Origin of the sequence: Rhizobium azibense (genome assembly GCF_004342325.1) — a bacterium.
Lineage (GTDB): Bacteria > Pseudomonadota > Alphaproteobacteria > Rhizobiales > Rhizobiaceae > Rhizobium > Rhizobium etli_B.
The window spans coordinates 75,570-92,767 of record NZ_SMBJ01000009.1 but is presented as its reverse complement, the minus strand read 5'-3'; the positions used below and the strand labels follow the sequence as shown (position 1 = coordinate 92,767).

Here is a 17,198-nt window from a genome sequence, read left to right as displayed (position 1 = left end):
CGGACTTGTTTGACTTCGGTATCATTCCGCCGGCGATGTTTCTGGGCATGGTCATCTTCATGCTCTACGGCTTTCCGGTGGCCTTTTCGCTCGCCTCCGTCGGCCTGTTCTTCGGCGTCATCGGCATAGCAACCGGCCATTTCAGCGAGGCCTTCCTGCAGGCCCTGCCCCTTCGCATCTTCGGCATCGTTTCCAACGACCTGCTGCTCGCCATACCCTTCTTCACCTTCATGGGCGCCATTCTGGAAAGGTGTGGTCTGGCTGAGGATCTTCTCGAGGGAACCGGCAAGCTCTTCGGCGCCGTTCCTGGCGGTCTTGCCTATGCCGTCATCCTCGTCGGCGCTGTTCTCGGCGCCATCACCGGGACGGTTGCGGCATCGGTCATCACCATGGGCGTGATTTCGTTGCCGATCATGCTGCGCTACGGCTACAACCCGCGCCTGGCGACCGGCGTCATCGCCGCGTCGGGCACGATCACCCAGGTCATCCCGCCCTCCCTCGTGCTCGTCGTTCTCGCCGACCAGCTCGGCAGATCGGTCGGTGACATGTATCTCGGCGCCATCGGCCCTTCGATCCTGCAAGTCGCGATCTTCCTTGGCTTCATCCTGTTCCTGTCCATCGTCCGGCCAGGCTTGATGCCGCCGCTGCCGAAGGATGTGCGCGGCGAGTTCAACTGGGCACTGCTGATGAAGGTGCTGGCCGGCATGGTGCCCTCCATTATCCTCATCTTCCTCGTGCTCGGCACGATCTTCATGGGGCTTGCAACGCCAACGGAAGCCGGCGCCCTGGGCGTCGTGGGCGCGATGATGCTTGCAGCGCTCCACCGCCGCCTGACCTGGCCGCTGGTTCGCGAAGCCATGACTTCGACGATGCATATCACCTCGATGGTGGTGATGATCCTGATCGGCTCGACCTGCTTCAGCCTCGTTTTTCAAGGAATGGATGGTTCGCGCTGGATCGAGCACATGTTGTCGGGCATCCCGGGCGGGCCGGTCGGATTCCTGATCTTCGTCAACCTCTTCATCTTCGTCCTCGCCTTCTTCCTCGATTTCTTCGAAATCGCCTTCATCGTCATCCCGATGCTGGCGCCCGTCGCTTCGGCGCTCGGTATCGATCTGATCTGGTTTGGCGTGCTGATCTGCGTGAACATGCAGACGAGCTTCATGCACCCGCCCTTCGGCTTCGCGCTGTTCTATCTGCGCTCCATCGCCAGCCGTGACGTGAAGACACGGGATATCTACATGGGCGCGATCCCATGGGTCGTCATGCAGCTCATCCTCGTCGCGATCGTGATATTCTGGCCGCAATCGGTGACCTACTGGCTGAACAAGGGTCCGGCCGTGGACCTCAACACGATCAAGATCGAAATACCGGGCTTCGGCGGCAACCAACTCTCGCTGCCGCCCGCCCCTGGCGGCGGCGGCACACCACAGATCCCGGGTCTCACCCTGCCGCCACTGAACGGTCTGCCCGGTCAGCAGCCAGCCCCTGCGATGCCTGCGCCGGCCAATCCGGCACAACCAGCACCTCCACCCGATCTCAGCCAACCTCCAAAGATAAACTGAATGCAAATGAAGAAGCCCCGATTTCCATCGGGGCTTCTGTTGGCGATGCGATGAAGGTGCAGAAGGGTTTCGAGCCGCCTAGAGCTTGCCCGATCGCTGCTGGATCATCATGAAGGTGTCAAAGGTATATTCCGAAAGCTGCATCCACAGGTAAGCATCGCGCTTGAATGCGGTCTGGTCGTCATAGATCTTCTTGAAAGATGGGTTGGAAGCCGAGAGCTGGCTGTAAAGACCAGATGAAGCCTGGAACGCGGCTTCCAGAATTTCCTGGCTGAAGGGGCGCAGCGTCGCACCTTCGGCGACAAGCTGCTTCAGCGCTGAAGGGTTCTTCATATCGTATTTCGCCATCATCCTGGTATTGGAATAGGTGCAGGCGTCGGCGAGGATTGTCTGGTAGTGCTTCGGCAGATTGTTCCACTTTTCGAGATTGAAGAAAGCGTGGATCGCCGGACCGCCTTCCCAAAAGCCCGGATAGTAGTAGTACTTGGCGACTTTGTGCAGGCCAAGCTTCAAGTCGTCATAGGGACCGACCCACTCGGACGCATCGATCGTGCCCTTTTCAAGCGCCGGATAGATGTCGCCGCCGGCAATCTGCTGCGGGATGACGCCGAGCTTTTCCATCACGCGCCCGGCAAGTCCGGCAATACGCATCTTGACGCCCTTCAGGTCGTCCAGAGTATTGATTTCCTTACGGAACCAGCCACCCATCTGCACGCCGGTATTGCCGGCGGGAAGGCCGAACATGCCCTGCGTGGCATAAAATTCGTTCATCAGGTTGATGCCATTGCCCTCGAAGAACCAGGCATTGGTGAGACGTGCGTTGAGGCCAAACGGAATGGCCGTGCCGATTGCATAGGTCGGATCCTTGCCGACGAAATAGTACGAGCAGGTATGGCAGCATTCGACGGTACCCGAACTGACGGCGTCGGCCGCCTGCAGGCCGGGCACGATTTCACCGGCTGCGAAAGGCTGGATCTTGAAGGCACCGTCGGTCGCGTCGGAAACCTGCTTGGCGATATCTTCCGCACCTCCAAAGATCGTGTCCAGGCTCTTCGGGAACGAAGAAGTCATGCGCCAGGAAATTTTCGGATTCTCCTGCGCGATCGCCGGGGCGGCGAGTGCGCTTGCGGCAACGGCACCTGCCCCCGCGGTTCCGGCCTTCTTAATAAACGAACGACGATCCATCAAAAACCTCCCGTATAGATGGCATGCGCGGAAATTACATCCTTGCCCGCAGCAATGAGGCGAGCTAAGCATGTGGCAGTCCGGGTTTCAAGCTTTTGTCGATCAGACTTTGGCATCAGGGCAGCAATTTGGCGAATGTCGCGTTTCCATCGAAAATCAGGAGTTTAGCATGGTCTTGATGCTTGAATGGAGCAGATCGGCCGCAATTTGGCCCGCCATTGCGCCGAGAAGTTGACTTGAGACCGATCTCGGTTCTCACAATAGAAAAAACGAGAGCTTACCGGACGAAAAATGATGAAGCCGATCGTCGCCGTTCCTGCCGATACCCGCACCCTCGATGGCGCCGACTGGCATGCCGTCCAGCATCAATATGTACGCGCGGCGCTCAACGCTGCAGGCGTCATGGCCTTCATCATTCCTGCCTTCGAGAAGGGCTATGAAACGGACCAGATCCTTGACCGAGTGGATGGCCTGCTGGTTTCCGGTTCTGCGAGCAACGTCCACCCATCGCTCTACGGTGCCGAGGCTCGCGAGAGCGATGGCCCCTTCGACCCCGCCCGTGACGCAACGGCCATACCCCTCATCCGCCGTGCAATCGACCGAGCCATCCCGCTCCTGGCGATCTGCCGCGGCATACAGGAGCTGAACGTCGCGCTCGGCGGTTCCCTTGCCAGTGAAATCCACGAGCAGGAGGGCATCTGGGACCACAGAAAGCCGGCCGATGTCGATCGCGACGGCATGTACGCTATCCGCCAAAGCGTTTTCGTCAAGGAGGGCTCCTGCATCGCCCGCATCATCGGTCCAGGCGAAGTCCTGGTGAACTCGCTGCACCGTCAGGCAATCGCCAAGACGGCGCCCCGCCTACAGGTGGAGGCGATCGCGGAAGACGGGACGATCGAAGCCGTTTCCGTCATCGACGCCAAAGCCTTTGCCGTCGGCGTGCAGTGGCATCCGGAATACTGGGCCGAAACCGACAAGCCGTCGAACCAGATCTTTGCAGCCTTCGGTGATGCGGCACGGCAATATGCGAAGACCAAGGTTGTCTCCATGACGGTTAAGGCTTAGGCGCTTCGGTTGCACGACAAACGACAGGTATCGACAGCAGCTCACGGCGGGCAGATCAACCTACGGCTTCTCGGCCCTGAGGAAATCGGGGCTTTCGGCAATGCAGGCCGAGCCCGCGTCATATGCGAGCACCGCCGCCGATCGGGAGAGCCTGACAAACGATGGATGGCGTCACCGCCTCGCGCGAACAATGCCGTGTTCGTCGCATTTTAGCGAGGAAAACCGGTTGGCATGTGGGCCCGATGCGACAGCAATCAAGCAAGATCGCCCACCGCGCCACGATCAATGGTTTGCCGTAAGCGCGCAGAACCCAGCCAAAGCTTGCAAATTCCGGGCGGGATTGACGACGGCGAGGAAATCCATGACGTCGTTATGGCGCGGCGCGATCGTTGACTGAGCCTTTTACCTTGCCAAAGGCGTCTCCGGCACCGGAGTTAGCGGCCTGCCCTCCTCGAACCAACCGATGAGATTGCCGGCAACGAGATCGGCCATCGCGTTGCGCGTCGGGATCGAGGCGGAGGCGACGTGCGGCAGCAGCACCGCATTCGGCAAGGCGAAGAGTTCCGCCGGGACCACCGGCTCACCGTAGAAGACATCGAGGCCCGCAGCACCGAGTGCGCCGCTCTTCAGCGCCGAAACGAGCGCTGCTTCATCCACAGTCCAGCCCCGGCCGACATTGATCAGGATGCCGTCGGGGCCAAGTGCAGAAAGGATCTCCGCATCGATCGTCTTGTGGGTGTGAGGCGTCTTCGGAACGATCGCAATAAGCGTATCGACAGCGTCGGCGAGACCTTTCAGCGTCGGGTGGTAATCATAGGCGATATCGGGATGGATCGTGCGCGTGTGATAACTGATTTTCACCTTGAACGGTTCGAGGCGCTTGGCGATCTCTTGGCCGATACGGCCGAGACCGTAAAGACCGACATGCCGTCCCTTCAAGGAAAAGCGCGACAATGGATAGGCCGAACCCATCGTCCAGTGGCCCTCACGCAGCCAGTTCTCGGCTCGCGGCAGCTCGCGGACGGTATTGAGCAAAAGGCCGATCGCCGTATCGGCGACCTCGTCGTTCAATACATCCGGCGTGTTGGTAACGACGATTCCTTTTTCCGCAGCATGCCTGACGTCCACGGCGTCATAGCCGACGCCGAAGCTCGCGATCACCTCAAGGTTGGGCAGTTGATCCATCCACCTTGCGGCAAACGCGCCGCTAACAGCTGCGCCGCGAATACGGTTTGCGGTTGTAGCGTCGAGTTTCAACGTCTCGTCTTTGTCGACCGCGACAACATCGAAACGATCATTCAAGGTCGCAAGAACACGCTCGTGTATCTTCCCGGGCACGAGAATGGCAATGCGGGACATGGCTTTTCCTCTTGTCTTACTGGCGGGGTCTGTAAGGGCTTGTCGACTGGCGGATGCGCATCTCGGGCTTGATCAAGTGGATGCCGTCCGGCTCGTGACTGCCGGCCAAGCGATCGAGAAGGGCCCGGGCGGCAAGGCGGCCGACTTCAGCCTGCCCATTCCAGACCGTGGTCAGCGCCGGTGTCGAGAGCGAGGCTTCCTCGAGATCGTCATAACCGGTCACGGAAATGTCCTTGCCCGGCACAAGACCGGCACGGGCAATGCCGTTCATGAGGCCGATGGCAACGAGATCGTTCCAGCAGACGGCGGCCGAAGGCTTTTGTGGCAGAGACAGGAAATGCACAGCCGCTTCGAACCCGCCCTGCATCGAGCGCGGACCGGGAATGCGCAGGTTGGGATCGACTTCGATCTCCGCCTTGCGCAGCGCATTGACATAGCCTTGATAGCGGTCGCGGCCGGTCGAGGTCTGATCCGTTCCGCCGATCATGGCGATCGAGCGGTGCCCGAGCCCGATCAGGTGATTGGTGGCAAGCGAGATGCCATAGCTGTCGTCGCCGCGATAGGTCGGCAGGTCCATCCCCTCCATCGAGCGAGCGACAAGGATTGCCGGCATGCCGTTGGCCTCGGCAAGCTGCATGTCTTCCGGCGGCGTGCCGATTGCGGGCGACATGATGACGCCATCGCCGCCGAGCTGCAGCAGCGTCTCGATGAAGGTGCGCTGCTTCTCGACCGAATCATAGTGGTTGGACAGGATGAATGTATGACGGCTGCGATCGAGCTCGCTCTCGATCGCCTTCAGGATTTCGCCGTAGAACGGGTTCATGATGTCGTGCACGACGACGCCGACAATGCCCGAGCGAGACGTGCGCAGGCTTGCGGCCCGGCGGTTATAGATATAGCCGAGCGCGCGCGCCTGTTCCTTGATTTTTTCTCGCGTATTGCCCGCAACGAGAGGGCTGTCGCGCAAGGCAAGCGATACCGTTGCCGTTGAAATGCCGAGTGTTTCGGCAATTGTCGAAAGTTTTATCTTTTGAGCCACGCATCCTCCCCAGGCAACGCGCGAGATGGTGGAGCGCATCGCAAACCGTAAGAGAGCGCCCCTTAAAATGTTTAATTAAAAGATTAAACGCAGGGAGGCAAACCGAATTTTAATCGCCCGTCAAATTTCGTCGGCTTCTTCGAACGGCACTGCTTCGGCCTGGAGGTTGTTGTCGATCGCCTTTAGAAGGCGCACGAGGTTGCGGATATCTTTCTCCGAAAAATCGAGCGTAGCCGTCCGATCGCAGGCCGATGCCGCCATCTCGATCGCCTTCACGCTGCCGCGTCCGAGTTCGGTAAGGTAGACCTTCGTCAGCCGCGCATCTTCCGCATCCGGCTTGCGCTCCAAAAAGCCCTGGGCTTCCATGCGGCCGATGGTACGGGTCATGGTCGGTGCCTTGACGCCAAGTTTCTGCGCAAGCCCGCCTGCCGTCATCCCGTCGGTTTCAGCAAGCGAAAGAATGACGCCGTCCTGGCCGGCGTAAAGCCCGCTTTCAAGCAGATTACGGGAAAGCACCGTGCGCATGGAACGCGCAGCCTGCGTCAAAGCCGGCGACAGATCGGCAAGCGTATATTCGGTCTGGTCCTTTTTCCTGGACTTGTTCTTCTTGCCGTCTTTGTGCTTCTTCCCCATCGCCATCCCTTTGATCTTTAAGCCGTGACAACGCTGCGTTATGACATTGCGCAGGTTCACGTCATAAACAAGGGGCATTGAAACCGGATGACAGCGCCTGCCCGGAACTTCGCAGACAACGATGCCGCACTTTCGGCCGAAGACCGCCGCAACTGGATCGCCGTTCTGCCGCTCGGCGCGCATGAGCAGCACGGCCCGCATCTTCCTTTCGAAACCGACACCTTGATTGCCGAAGGCATCGTCGAACGGCTAAAGGCTGCCCTGCCCCCCACATTGCCGGTCACCTTCTTGCCCACAGAACCGGTCGGTTATTCGATCGAACACAGCGACGTCGAAGGTACGAAGACGCTGACCTATAACGAAGCGATCGACCGCTGGCTCGCAATCGCCCGGATGCTTAGCGATATCGGCTGCCGAAAACTGGTGATGTTGAACGCCCACGGCGGCAATTCACCGCTGATGACAATCGTCGCGACCGAGGCGCGGGTGAAGTTCAACATGTTGGCCGTTGCGACCGGTTGGACCCGCTTTGGCGTGCCGGATGAGGTGATTTCAGCTGAAAACAAGGCGATCGACATCCACGGCGGCGATATCGAAACCTCGGTCATGCTGGCGCTGCATCCCGGTAGGGTCGCCATGTCCAGGGCTCAGAACTTCGCTTCACGGCAGCTGGAATTTGCCAGGCGATTCAAACATCTACGGGCCTACGGGCCGCACGCCTTCGGCTGGAAGATGTTCGATCTGAACATCCAGGGCGCGGCCGGAAACGCCGCGGCCGCAACCGTCGAGAAGGGCGAGGCGCTGGTCGGCCATGCGGTGAAGGGGCTGATGGAACTGCTGCAGGATGTGGATGCGTTCGACACATCCGAATTCACATAGGCAAATCCGACGGCGATGTGATCTTATAACATTATAAAAACCTTTGAACTGACGCGTCCAAATCCTTATATGGAACCGACCGTTGAAAGCCCCCTCGGCGGCAAGCCCATTCTTCGAGGTTCTCATGACCGACGCAATTTTGACTCAGCAGAAGCCCATCCCCGTCACCGTGCTCACCGGCTATCTCGGCGCCGGCAAGACGACGCTGCTTAACCGCATCCTGACCGAAAACCACGGCAAGAAATACGCGGTCATCGTCAACGAATTCGGCGAGATCGGCATCGACAACGACCTGATCGTCGAGTCGGATGAGGAGATCTACGAGATGAACAACGGCTGCGTCTGCTGTACTGTGCGCGGCGACCTGATCCGCGTCGTCGAGGGCCTGATGCGCCGCCCCGGACGCTTCGACGGCATCATCGTCGAGACGACCGGACTTGCCGATCCGGTGCCGGTCGCCCAGACCTTCTTCATGGACGACGACGTGCGCGCCAAGACGGAACTCGACGCCGTCGTCGCCCTTGTGGATGCCAAGCACCTGCCGCTTCGCCTCAAGGACAGCCGCGAGGCCGAAGATCAGATCGCCTTTGCCGATGTCGTCCTCATCAACAAGACTGATCTCGTCTCGCCGGAAGAACTGGCGCAGATCGAGGACATCGTCCGCGCTATCAATCCGTCGGCTCGCGTCTACAAGACGAGCCGCTCCGGCGTCGATCTCGCCCGCGTGCTTGATCAGGGCGCTTTCAACCTTGAACGCGCGCTGGAAAACGACCCGCACTTCCTGGAGCAGGATCACGACGATCACGTCTGTGGCCCCGATTGTGATCACGACCACCATCACCATGCGCATGACCACGACCATGACCACCACCACCATGATCACGACCATGGCCATCATCATCACGGCCGGGTGTCGCCGATCCACGACGTGACGGTGCAGTCAGTGTCGCTCCGCGGCGGCGAGATGAACCCCGAGCGCTTCTTCCCCTGGATCCAGAAGATCACCCAGACGCAGGGTCCAAACATCCTGCGCCTTAAGGGCATCATCGCCTTCAAGGACGATGCCGAGCGTTATGTCGTCCAGGGCGTGCACATGATCGTCGAAGGCGATCACCAGCGTCCTTGGAAGGATGGCGAAAAGCACGAGACGCGCCTGGTCTTCATCGGCCGCGAACTCGACCGCGAAAAGCTTGAAGCCTCCTTCAAGGCGTGCGAGGCCGCGGCCTGATGCCGACAGTTGCCCCGCTTGATCTCGACGGCCACATCCTGGCCGTCGAATTTTTAGGTGATGTCCCCTTTTTCGCGAATGCCGCCGGCACGCTTCACCGGCTGGATGGCGGCGAGAAGGTTTGCGAAGCCCATCAGGGCATGCTCACCTGCATCCGCGATCCCTATAGCGAAAGCCTGATTTCGGGCGGCGAAGACGGCAAGGTGTTGCGCATTGCAGCCGACGCCAGCGTCAGCGAGATCGCCAGCGCGCCGCGCAAATGGATTTCGCAAGTGGCCGCCGGCCCGCAAGGTGCCGTCGCCTATGCCTATGGAAAGAGCGCCTTCGTTCGTCTTTCGACTGGCGACGCCAAGGAATTCACCGAGGAGCGGACTGTCGAAGGCCTTGCCTTTGCACCGAAGGGACTGCGCATCGCTGCAGCGCGCTACAACGGCGTGTCGCTGCACTGGGTTGGCATGAACGCAAAGCCGGTCGATCTGGAGTGGAAGGGCGCACATACCGGCGTCACATTCTCGCCCGACGGCAATTTTCTGGTGACGACCATGCAGGAAAACGCCCTGCACGGCTGGAAGCTTGACGCCAAGCCTGGCGCTGAGGCGCGTCACATGCGCATGACCGGCTATCCGGCCAAGGTGAAGTCGCTCTCCTGGTCGGCCAAGGGCAAGTGGCTTGCCTCATCTGGCGCGCCGGCAGCGATCGTCTGGCCTTTCCAGGGCAAGGACGGTCCGATGGGCAAGGCGCCGTTGGAGCTCGGCACGCGCGCCAACATCATGGCGACCTCGGTCAAGTTCCATCCGGCTGAAGACATCCTTGCAATCGGCTTCATCGACGGCATGATTCTTGCTGTGCGTATTGCAGACAGTAAAGAGGCGCTGATCCGCCGCCCCGGAAAGGGCGCTATCACCGCGATGAGCTGGAACAAGAACGGCAAGCTACTCGCCTTCGCCTCGGAAGCAGGTGACTGCGGCGTCGTCGATATCTCGGCCTGACCGCTCAAATTCCTTCGATGGTGATGGCCAAGTGCCTTCGCCATCCCTTCCGGTCACGATATCCGGGCTTTTTCGATAATCTCGCCGAGGACGCCATGCAAGGCGTCGCGATAGCCGTTGCGGGCGGATGGCCCGCTTTCCTGCGAGGTCATCACCACGGTCAGATTGAGCGACGGCACGATGTAGAGCATCTGCCCACCGTAGCCCCACGCGAAATGCACGTCCTCGCCGCCCACATTGCGTTCAAACCATCCGTAGCCATAGGCATCGCCCGAGAAGCGCGAGGTGGTGCGCGGCTGCCAGGACGCGGCAATCCACTCTCGAGGAACGACCTGTCGCCCCTTTGGCGTCCTGCCGCCGTTGCGATAGAGCTCGCCGAACGCAAGCAACGAGCGGGCGCTCATGGCCATCTGGTTTCCGCCGAGATAGATGCCCTGTGGGTCGCGCTCCCAGGCGCCTATCCGAAACCCTTCGACTGGCCCGAGCCATTCCCGTGCCAGGGCAAGGGTTGTCTTGCCGGATTCCTTCGTCAGGATTGCTGACAGGAGATGGGTCGAGGCGGTCGAGTACAGCATTCGGCCACCAGGCTCGTCGTCGAAGGGTTGCGAGAGTGCAAAACGCACCCAGTTTCGGCTCGCAACCCAGCGTCCGTAGTTTGCTCCCGACATGCGGCCCAGACCTGCCTGCATCGACAGCAGGTTTCCGACGGTGATCTCGTTCAGCCGCGGATCGGGCGATTGCGGCAGATCCGCCTTCAGGATCGGCGCAATCTTCTGATCGGGTCCTGCAAGCACACCCTTGCTGACGGCGATGCCGACCAGGGCGGAGATGATCGCTTTCGAGGCAGACTTGATATTGGTCGATTCCGACGCTGTATGTCCGCGATAGCCTCGCTCGGCCAGGATCTTTCCGTCACGTGAGATGATGATGGTTTTCAGCGATTTCAGTTCCTCTCGGGAAGCGATATCGTCGAGCAGCGACGCAAGGCGATCATTTTCCTGCTGGGCTGGGGCCGGCGCGGCGGAAAGAAGAAGCACCAAGAATATGAAGAAGGCTCTGGTCATCGCCATGAGCTAGCGCAAACCGGGGCAGAATTCATCCGTCCGAAGAGCCGATTCACGCGGACGTGAAAGTTTATGATCCTTGCTTGCCCAATCGGCCGGCCGCCCAACATTTGGCCCGACCAGCTCAACACACGGCCAGGAGCGTAAGACGATGGCACGCGTAATCGTGATCGGAGCAACCGGCCACGTCGGCACATATCTCGTCCCGCGTCTCGTCGAGGCGGGGCATGACGTGGTTGCAATCAGCCGCGGCAAAGGAAAGCCATACTGTTCCCACGCAACATGGCAGTGTGTCGAACGCCAGCAGATGGATAGGGCGCAGATGGAGGAGGAAGGCAGCTTCGGCCCCGCCGTCCGCGCACTGAGGCCCGACATCGTCATCGACATGATCTGTTTCACGTTGGAGAGCGCTCGCCATCTGGCGGAAGTGTTGGACGGCCATGTCGGCCATTTTCTGCACACAGGCACCATCTGGACGCACGGCCATTCCATTTTGGTTCCGACGCGTGAGGATGCGCCCAAGACGCCCTTTGGAAACTACGGCGAGCAGAAGAAGGCAATCGAGGACTATCTTCTGGGCGCGGCACGCAGGCGGGCCTTTCCTGCAACCCTCATCCATCCCGGCCATATCGTTGGACCGGGCTGGCCTCCACTCAACCCCGCCGGACATTTCAACATTTCTGTGTTTTCGACGATTGCGCGCGGCGAGATGCTGAGATTGCCGAACCTCGGACTGGAGACCGTTCATCACGTTCACGCCGACGATGTGGCAGCCATGTTCATGGCAGCAATCAGCAATTGGCACGCCTCGACCGGAGAAAGCTTCCACGCGGTTTCGGACCAGGCACTGACGTTGAGAGGGTATGCCGAAGCGATGTTTCGCTGGTTCGGGCATGAACCGAAGCTTGCCTTCTTCCCCTATGACGACTGGTCGAAGACGGAAAGCGCCGAGGACGCAAGGGCGACATTCGAGCACATCGCCCGAAGCCCGAATTGCTCAATGGAGAAGGCAAGGCGCCTGCTGGAGTTCACGCCGCGCCACAGTTCCCTCCAGGCTGTGCAGGAATCGGTCCAGTGGCTCATCGCGCAAGGGCGCATCAGCGCCTAAAGGATAAACCCCTCTGGTTTCAGCGAGAGGCTTGATCCGTCAGGCCGCCTTCCAAAGAGGCGTTTTTGCAAGCATGCGCCCCGAGGGAACAACCATGCCGGCTGCACCGTCAAGCCAGCCTTCCGTCAACTCGAGCGCCAGGAAGCGCGAACGTTCGAACGGGCCTGGCATGACGAGATGGCAAGCCTTCTCGGCAAAGAAGCCGAAGCGCTCGTAATAGGCAGCGTCGCCGACGAGCAGGATCGCGCCATGTCCTTTGTTCTTGGCTTCGAGAATCGCCGCGCGCATCAGCGCCGAACCTACGCCCTTGCTTTCAAAGGTCGGATCGACGGCCAAAGGGCCGAGCAGCAGCGCATTGACCGGGCTTGCCTCGGCGTTGACGCCAGCTTCGATGTTCCAGAGGCGGACGGTGCCGATGACATGGCCGTCACGGTCACGCGCGACCAGTGCCAAGCCTTCTGCCGGGATGCGGCCACGCCGGATCTTCTCCGACGACTTCTTGCGGCGGTTCGGACCCATGGCACGATCGAGCAGGTTCTCGCGCGCTACGACATCCGACGGGTTTTCGGAGTCGATGGTGAAGACGGAGGGCGCAAAGAATGCGCGGACAGAATCAAGAACAGCGGCCATCTTGGCCTCCCGCACTCAAAACCGTTTCAGACGGTGTCGAAAGGAAATTGTGAAGGTGCCGCCCCGATTGGCTGCGGGGCCGGCTGGATCAGATGACGTAGGCCTTCAGCGGCTCAAAGCCATTAAAGGCAACCGCCGAATAGGTCGTCGTATAGGCACCGGTGCCTTCGATCAGAACCTCGTCGCCGATGGTAAGGCTCACCGGCAGCGGGTAGAGGTTCTTCTCGTAGAGCACGTCGGCCGAATCGCAGGTCGGGCCGGCGATGACGCAGGGCTCCATCTTGTCGCCGTCGCGTTCGGTGCGGATCGGGTAGCGGATGGCCTCGTCCATCGTTTCGGCGAGCCCGCCGAACTTGCCGATGTCGAGGAAAACCCAGCGGGCCGTGTCGTTGTCCGACTTCTTCGAGACAAGCACCACTTCAGCCTTGATGACGCCGGCATTGCCGACCATGCCGCGGCCCGGCTCGATGATCGTCTTCGGGATCTGGTTGCCGAAATGATCGCGCAGGCTCTGGTAGATCGAACGGCCATATGCCTCGGCCGTGGGAACGTCACGGAGGTATTTCGTCGGGAAGCCGCCGCCCATGTTGACCATCTGCAGATGGATGCCCTGCTTGGCAAGCTGCACGAAAACGCGCTTGGCATCGGCAAGAGCCGAATCCCAGGCATCGACCTTGGTCATCTGCGAACCGACATGGAACGAGACGCCATAGGATTCGAGGCCAAGCTGATGGGCATAGACAAGTACATCGACAGCCATTTGCGGGACGCAGCCGAACTTGCGCGACAGCGGCCATTCAGCGCCTTCACCATCCGTGAGAACGCGGCAGAACACTCGGGCGCCGGGAGCGGCACGCGAGATCTTTTCGACTTCCTCGTGGCTGTCGACCGCAAAGAGACTGACGCCGAGCGCACAGGCGCGTGCGACATCGCGCTCCTTCTTGATCGTATTGCCGTAGGAAATGCGGGCAGCGGTCGCACCGGCATCGAGTGCCATTTCGATTTCTGCGACAGAGGCGCAATCGAAGTTGGAGCCGAGGGAAGCCAGCAGCTTCAGCACTTCCGGAGCCGGATTCGCCTTGACGGCATAGTAGATGGCGCTGTCCGGCATCGCATGACGGAAGGCGTTGAAATTGTCGCGCACGACGTCGAGGTCGACCACGAGGCAGGGACCGTCGGGGCGTCGGGTTGCGAGAAAGTCGCGGATGCGCTGGGTGGTCATATCGATTCCCTCTTCCAATTCCAGAGCTCCGGCAAGAACCGGAGGACAAAGGGCATACGAATGCTCGCACTGGTACCAGCCGGTGGAGACCCCGGAACCATAGCAAGCGCTCGATGCGCAAATATTGAACCAACGCCACGAGAGCGGCATAGTTCGGCTTTGTCTGCCATGGATTGGAGGGAAAATCCCAACCGCACTTCCGGCAATGAAGGTGTGCCTCTTCAGTAACCCCGGCTGATGGAAAGCCGGAAGACACCAGAAAGGCCCGCACCGTCGTTGCTTAGGCGTCCTCGCATTTCCCGGTTGGCCGGAATAGCGACTGGAGGGGTTAGTTCCAGGTACCTTACCGATGACCTCACCTAATCGAGGGTCGGCGGACACCCATGGGCACGTGCGACTTTGGGCTGAGGACGAGATAAGAATATTCGCAGTCATAATCAAGAATTTTTTTGCCGATCGCTAAAAAAATAAATTGAACAACCGCGCGCAATTTGTTCAATCTTTCGCAACAACGGGAGACGGCCATGGACACATTGACGCGCATACGTGCCTTCATCGATGTCGTTGAAGCGGAAGGTTTTTCCGCCGCAGCGCGGCGCACGGGCCGCTCCAAGGCGCTGCTTTCCAAATATGTGCGCGAGCTGGAAGACGAGTTGGGTGCCCTGCTGCTCAATCGCACCACCCGGCAGTTTTCGATGACCGAGGCCGGGCATACTTACTACCGCACCGCCTCCGACATTTTGAAGGAGATCGACAACCTCGCCGATCTGGTCCGCGAGAACAACGCGCAACTCAAGGGCCGGCTGAAGATCTCGGTGCCGCGCACCTTTGTCGATGCCGATGTCGGTCAGTCTCTGATCGATTTTTGCAAGGAGAACCCCGATCTGCAGCTGGAAATCGCCGCAGACGACCGGTTCGTCGATCTGATCGAAGAAGGTTTCGACCTGGCGATTCGCGTCACCAAGCTTGAAGATTCGGGAATGATCGCGCGAAAGATCTCGGATTTCCGCGTCCACGTCTGCGCCACACCGGAGTTTCTCGAGCGCTATCCGAACCTCGAACATCCGACCGACATTTCCAACGTTCCCTTCATCGTCGATACGAACTCGCGCACGCAGGCAAGCGTCCGATTCTACAATCCCGACAGCACGTCATTCGCTGTCGCCGTTTCCGGGCCGATCGAGGTGAACAGCCCGCATGCGACATTGCGCGCGGCATTGTCGGGCATCGGCATTGCGGTCATTCCGGACTTCATCGCTCGTAAGCCGATCGAAGACGGCCGGCTCGTGACCCTGTTCAACGACTACATACCGACCGATCGCGGGATTTATGCCGTCTATCCGCATCGGCGCTACCTGCCGGCAAAGGTCCGCATTTTCGTGGATTACCTTCATGCTTGGTTCAAGAAGCAGGCTTGAAGCCGGCCTGATTCACTTTGCCGCCTTGAGGCCCGTCCCAATTCCGTCCCATTCTCCGGCAAGAAGACACCAACCGATTTGGGCAGAGCGGTACCCGACACATGAAGAATTCCACTTACCTGATGGCCGCGCTGATCTTTCTTGCGCCGGCCGCGGTCACGGCACATCCGCACATTTTCGTGGAAGCTCGGCTCGAAGTCGTGGCAGCGCCCGACGGCAGCGTTCAGGAGTTGCGGAACGTGTGGCGTTTCGACGAGGTGTTCTCCTCCTCCGTCGTCATGGATTTCGACAAGAACACCGATCTGAAGCTGGAGCCGAACGAGCTAGCCGAAGTCGGCAATACCGTGCGCGAGTCGCTCTCGGACTACGGCTACTACATGAATCTGACGATCGACGGAAAGAACGTGACCGTGCAGAAGCCGGACATCATTCACGTCGACTACAAGGAAGGACAGCTCCTGATGTTCTTCGCTGTAAAGCCCGCGCAGAAGATGCCGCTTAAGGGCACGCTCACCTTCGGCGTCTACGACCCCACGCTCTACACCTCGATCGACTTTCCGACGGACAAGGAGCTTTCAACGGTCGGGGACGGCTTCAAGAACTGCAAGCATGATGTGCTGCGGCCGGACGCCGATCAGGTGATATCTCAAAACAAGCAGTCGCTGACCGACGCCTTCTTCAACGATCCGACCGGCACCGACATGTCCAAGCTCTTTGCCACCAAGCTGGAGGTTTCATGCTGAAACGGAACGCTTTGCTGTTCCTTTCGATGGCCGCACTCGCACTGCTTGCGCTGATGAACGTGGCCCATGCCCAATCGCCGCTCGGGATTGGCACTGCCGAGCCGAGTTTCCAGCCGACAGGCGGACCGCTGGCGCCGTTGCTCGCCTACATCAATTACGAACAGCAGGCCTTCTACCGCGCGCTGACGGACACCCTGAAGGCAATGCGTGAAGACCCGTGGCAGCTTGCGTCGCTGATCGGTCTTTCCTTCGCCTATGGCGTCTTCCATGCGGCCGGTCCCGGGCATGGCAAGGCGGTGATCTCCTCCTACATGATCGCCAACGAAATCGAGCTGAAGCGCGGCGTAGTGATCTCCTTCATCTCGGCATTCATTCAAGGTGCAATGGCAGTGGCGCTGGTGGGCGGTGCCTGGCTCATTCTGCGTGGGAGCGGCATTACGCTGACGCAGGCGACGAATGCGATGGAGATCACAAGCTTCATCATGGTCATCGCCTTCGGTAGCTGGCTTCTCTTGCGCAAACTTCGTTCGATGATCGGCGGCCTGCCAGAGCATGAAGTCGTGGAAACATCGGCCGGCCCGGTCAGCATGATGCTCGACTGGAAGGACAATGAAAGCCGCAGGCAAGCCTATGCCTTCGGCGAGAAGCAGGCACGCAAGGCGGGGCACAACTTCATCTCCGGCATGGCCTGCGAAACCTGCGGCCGCTCTCATGCACCTGACCCGTCGCTTTTGGGCGGCGACAAATTCAGCATCCGCGAAGCCTGGTCAGCGATCGTTGCCGTCGGTCTTCGCCCCTGCTCCGGCGCGCTGCTTGTCATGACCTTTTCGCTGCTGAACGGTCTTTATCTGGGCGGCATTCTTTCCGTGCTCGCCATGTCGCTTGGCACGGCCATTACGGTCTCAATCCTCGCGATCCTTGCGGTTGCCGCCAAGGGCACCGCCGTCGGCATCTGCGGCCGTGGCTCAGCGAGATCGATCTGGATTGGCAACGCGATCGAAATCCTGGGCGCCGTCCTGGTGATTTGCATGGGCGTGCTTTTGCTGGGCGCCTCGCTTCAGGGGTAGGCTC

General features: G+C 59.9%; 16 protein-coding genes. 9 read left to right on the top strand and 7 right to left on the bottom strand.

All coding sequences use genetic code 11. From position 1 onward, the window contains the following. The first annotated feature begins 5 nt into the window (after nucleotides 1–5). Nucleotides 6–1,565, top strand: a complete 1,560-nt coding sequence (locus EV130_RS22335) for a TRAP transporter large permease (protein WP_132661442.1) — start codon at nucleotides 6–8, stop codon at nucleotides 1,563–1,565. 78 nt (nucleotides 1,566–1,643) lie between these two features. Here the strand turns inward: EV130_RS22335 and EV130_RS22330 are convergent, their stop codons facing one another. Further along, nucleotides 1,644–2,750: a TRAP transporter substrate-binding protein gene (locus EV130_RS22330; protein WP_132552484.1), complete on the bottom strand. Its 1,107-nt coding sequence runs from the start codon at nucleotides 2,748–2,750 to the stop codon at nucleotides 1,644–1,646. Nucleotides 2,751–3,041: 291 nt separating this feature from the next. Here EV130_RS22330 and EV130_RS22325 point away from each other — a divergent pair, with 291 nt between their 5' ends. Beyond that, complete coding sequence (locus EV130_RS22325; protein WP_132661439.1) at nucleotides 3,042–3,815, top strand: gamma-glutamyl-gamma-aminobutyrate hydrolase family protein; 774 nt, start codon at nucleotides 3,042–3,044, stop codon at nucleotides 3,813–3,815. 402 nt (nucleotides 3,816–4,217) lie between these two features. Here EV130_RS22325 and EV130_RS22315 read toward each other — a convergent pair whose 3' ends face one another. The 3 genes from EV130_RS22315 to EV130_RS22305 form a co-directional block, all read right to left on the bottom strand. Continuing rightward, nucleotides 4,218–5,174, bottom strand: a complete 957-nt coding sequence (locus EV130_RS22315) for a 2-hydroxyacid dehydrogenase (protein WP_132661436.1) — start codon at nucleotides 5,172–5,174, stop codon at nucleotides 4,218–4,220. A 16-nt stretch (nucleotides 5,175–5,190) separates the two neighbouring features. Continuing rightward, nucleotides 5,191–6,213, bottom strand: coding sequence for a LacI family DNA-binding transcriptional regulator (locus EV130_RS22310; RefSeq protein ID WP_022715909.1), 1,023 nt, complete (start codon nucleotides 6,211–6,213; stop codon nucleotides 5,191–5,193). 120 nt (nucleotides 6,214–6,333) lie between these two features. Then, nucleotides 6,334–6,846 carry a MarR family winged helix-turn-helix transcriptional regulator gene (locus EV130_RS22305; RefSeq protein WP_074063329.1) on the bottom strand — a complete coding sequence of 171 codons (513 nt, stop codon included), beginning with the start codon at nucleotides 6,844–6,846 and terminating at the stop codon, nucleotides 6,334–6,336. A gap of 87 nt (nucleotides 6,847–6,933) precedes the next feature. Between EV130_RS22305 and EV130_RS22300 the strand changes: the two genes are divergently transcribed. The 3 genes from EV130_RS22300 to EV130_RS22290 all read left to right on the top strand — a co-directional run bounded on the left by EV130_RS22300 (nucleotide 6,934) and on the right by EV130_RS22290 (nucleotide 9,942). Continuing rightward, on the top strand, nucleotides 6,934–7,725 hold the full coding sequence (locus EV130_RS22300; RefSeq protein WP_132661433.1) for a creatininase family protein: 792 nt from the start codon (nucleotides 6,934–6,936) through the stop codon (nucleotides 7,723–7,725). 124 nt (nucleotides 7,726–7,849) lie between these two features. Continuing rightward, nucleotides 7,850–8,953, top strand: a complete 1,104-nt coding sequence (locus EV130_RS22295; protein ID WP_074063331.1) for a CobW family GTP-binding protein — start codon at nucleotides 7,850–7,852, stop codon at nucleotides 8,951–8,953. Then, a complete protein-coding gene (locus EV130_RS22290) occupies nucleotides 8,953–9,942 on the top strand; it encodes a WD40 repeat domain-containing protein (RefSeq protein ID WP_132552490.1) in 990 nt (329 codons plus the stop codon). The genes EV130_RS22295 and EV130_RS22290 overlap by 1 nt, the downstream gene beginning before the upstream one ends. Before the next feature lie 53 nt (nucleotides 9,943–9,995). Here the strand turns inward: EV130_RS22290 and EV130_RS22285 are convergent, their stop codons facing one another. Further along, entirely contained in the window at nucleotides 9,996–11,006 is a 1,011-nt protein-coding gene (locus EV130_RS22285) for a serine hydrolase domain-containing protein (protein WP_074063332.1), read from the bottom strand. 151 nt (nucleotides 11,007–11,157) lie between these two features. Between EV130_RS22285 and EV130_RS22280 the strand changes: the two genes are divergently transcribed. Then, nucleotides 11,158–12,114, top strand: coding sequence for an NAD-dependent epimerase/dehydratase family protein (locus EV130_RS22280; protein WP_132661430.1), 957 nt, complete (start codon nucleotides 11,158–11,160; stop codon nucleotides 12,112–12,114). Nucleotides 12,115–12,153: 39 nt separating this feature from the next. Here EV130_RS22280 and EV130_RS22275 read toward each other — a convergent pair whose 3' ends face one another. Beyond that, nucleotides 12,154–12,744, bottom strand: coding sequence for a GNAT family N-acetyltransferase (locus EV130_RS22275; protein ID WP_074062515.1), 591 nt, complete (start codon nucleotides 12,742–12,744; stop codon nucleotides 12,154–12,156). 88 nt (nucleotides 12,745–12,832) lie between these two features. Further along, on the bottom strand, nucleotides 12,833–13,966 hold the full coding sequence (odc2, locus tag EV130_RS22270) for an ornithine/lysine decarboxylase (protein ID WP_074062516.1): 1,134 nt from the start codon (nucleotides 13,964–13,966) through the stop codon (nucleotides 12,833–12,835). Between the two features lie 524 nt (nucleotides 13,967–14,490). Between odc2 and EV130_RS22265 the strand changes: the two genes are divergently transcribed. The 3 genes from EV130_RS22265 (at nucleotide 14,491) to EV130_RS22255 (ending at nucleotide 17,194) form a co-directional block, all read left to right on the top strand. Further along, entirely contained in the window at nucleotides 14,491–15,384 is an 894-nt protein-coding gene (locus EV130_RS22265) for a LysR family transcriptional regulator (protein ID WP_074062517.1), read from the top strand. A gap of 101 nt (nucleotides 15,385–15,485) precedes the next feature. After that, nucleotides 15,486–16,127, top strand: a complete 642-nt coding sequence (locus EV130_RS22260) for a DUF1007 family protein (RefSeq protein WP_132661427.1) — start codon at nucleotides 15,486–15,488, stop codon at nucleotides 16,125–16,127. After that, nucleotides 16,121–17,194: a nickel/cobalt transporter gene (locus tag EV130_RS22255; protein ID WP_132661424.1), complete on the top strand. Its 1,074-nt coding sequence runs from the start codon at nucleotides 16,121–16,123 to the stop codon at nucleotides 17,192–17,194. Before EV130_RS22260 ends, EV130_RS22255 begins: the two co-directional genes overlap by 7 nt. Nucleotides 17,195–17,198: the final 4 nt, after the last annotated feature.

Bases quoted from the DNA above. Each gene is read 5' to 3' on its own strand.
- odc2 (WP_074062516.1), bottom strand. From the start codon at position 13,966: ATGACCACCCAGCGCATCCGCGACTTTCTCGCAACCCGACGCCCCGAC.
- EV130_RS22255 (WP_132661424.1), top strand. From the start codon at position 16,121: ATGCTGAAACGGAACGCTTTGCTGTTCCTTTCGATGGCCGCACTCGCA.
- EV130_RS22290 (WP_132552490.1), top strand. From the start codon at position 8,953: ATGCCGACAGTTGCCCCGCTTGATCTCGACGGCCACATCCTGGCCGTC.
- EV130_RS22285 (WP_074063332.1), bottom strand. From the start codon at position 11,006: ATGACCAGAGCCTTCTTCATATTCTTGGTGCTTCTTCTTTCCGCCGCG.
- EV130_RS22260 (WP_132661427.1), top strand. From the start codon at position 15,486: ATGAAGAATTCCACTTACCTGATGGCCGCGCTGATCTTTCTTGCGCCG.
- EV130_RS22280 (WP_132661430.1), top strand. From the start codon at position 11,158: ATGGCACGCGTAATCGTGATCGGAGCAACCGGCCACGTCGGCACATAT.
- EV130_RS22275 (WP_074062515.1), bottom strand. From the start codon at position 12,744: ATGGCCGCTGTTCTTGATTCTGTCCGCGCATTCTTTGCGCCCTCCGTC.
- EV130_RS22315 (WP_132661436.1), bottom strand. From the start codon at position 5,174: ATGTCCCGCATTGCCATTCTCGTGCCCGGGAAGATACACGAGCGTGTT.
- EV130_RS22295 (WP_074063331.1), top strand. From the start codon at position 7,850: ATGACCGACGCAATTTTGACTCAGCAGAAGCCCATCCCCGTCACCGTG.
- EV130_RS22325 (WP_132661439.1), top strand. From the start codon at position 3,042: ATGATGAAGCCGATCGTCGCCGTTCCTGCCGATACCCGCACCCTCGAT.
- EV130_RS22265 (WP_074062517.1), top strand. From the start codon at position 14,491: ATGGACACATTGACGCGCATACGTGCCTTCATCGATGTCGTTGAAGCG.
- EV130_RS22330 (WP_132552484.1), bottom strand. From the start codon at position 2,750: ATGGATCGTCGTTCGTTTATTAAGAAGGCCGGAACCGCGGGGGCAGGT.
- EV130_RS22300 (WP_132661433.1), top strand. From the start codon at position 6,934: ATGACAGCGCCTGCCCGGAACTTCGCAGACAACGATGCCGCACTTTCG.
- EV130_RS22305 (WP_074063329.1), bottom strand. From the start codon at position 6,846: ATGGGGAAGAAGCACAAAGACGGCAAGAAGAACAAGTCCAGGAAAAAG.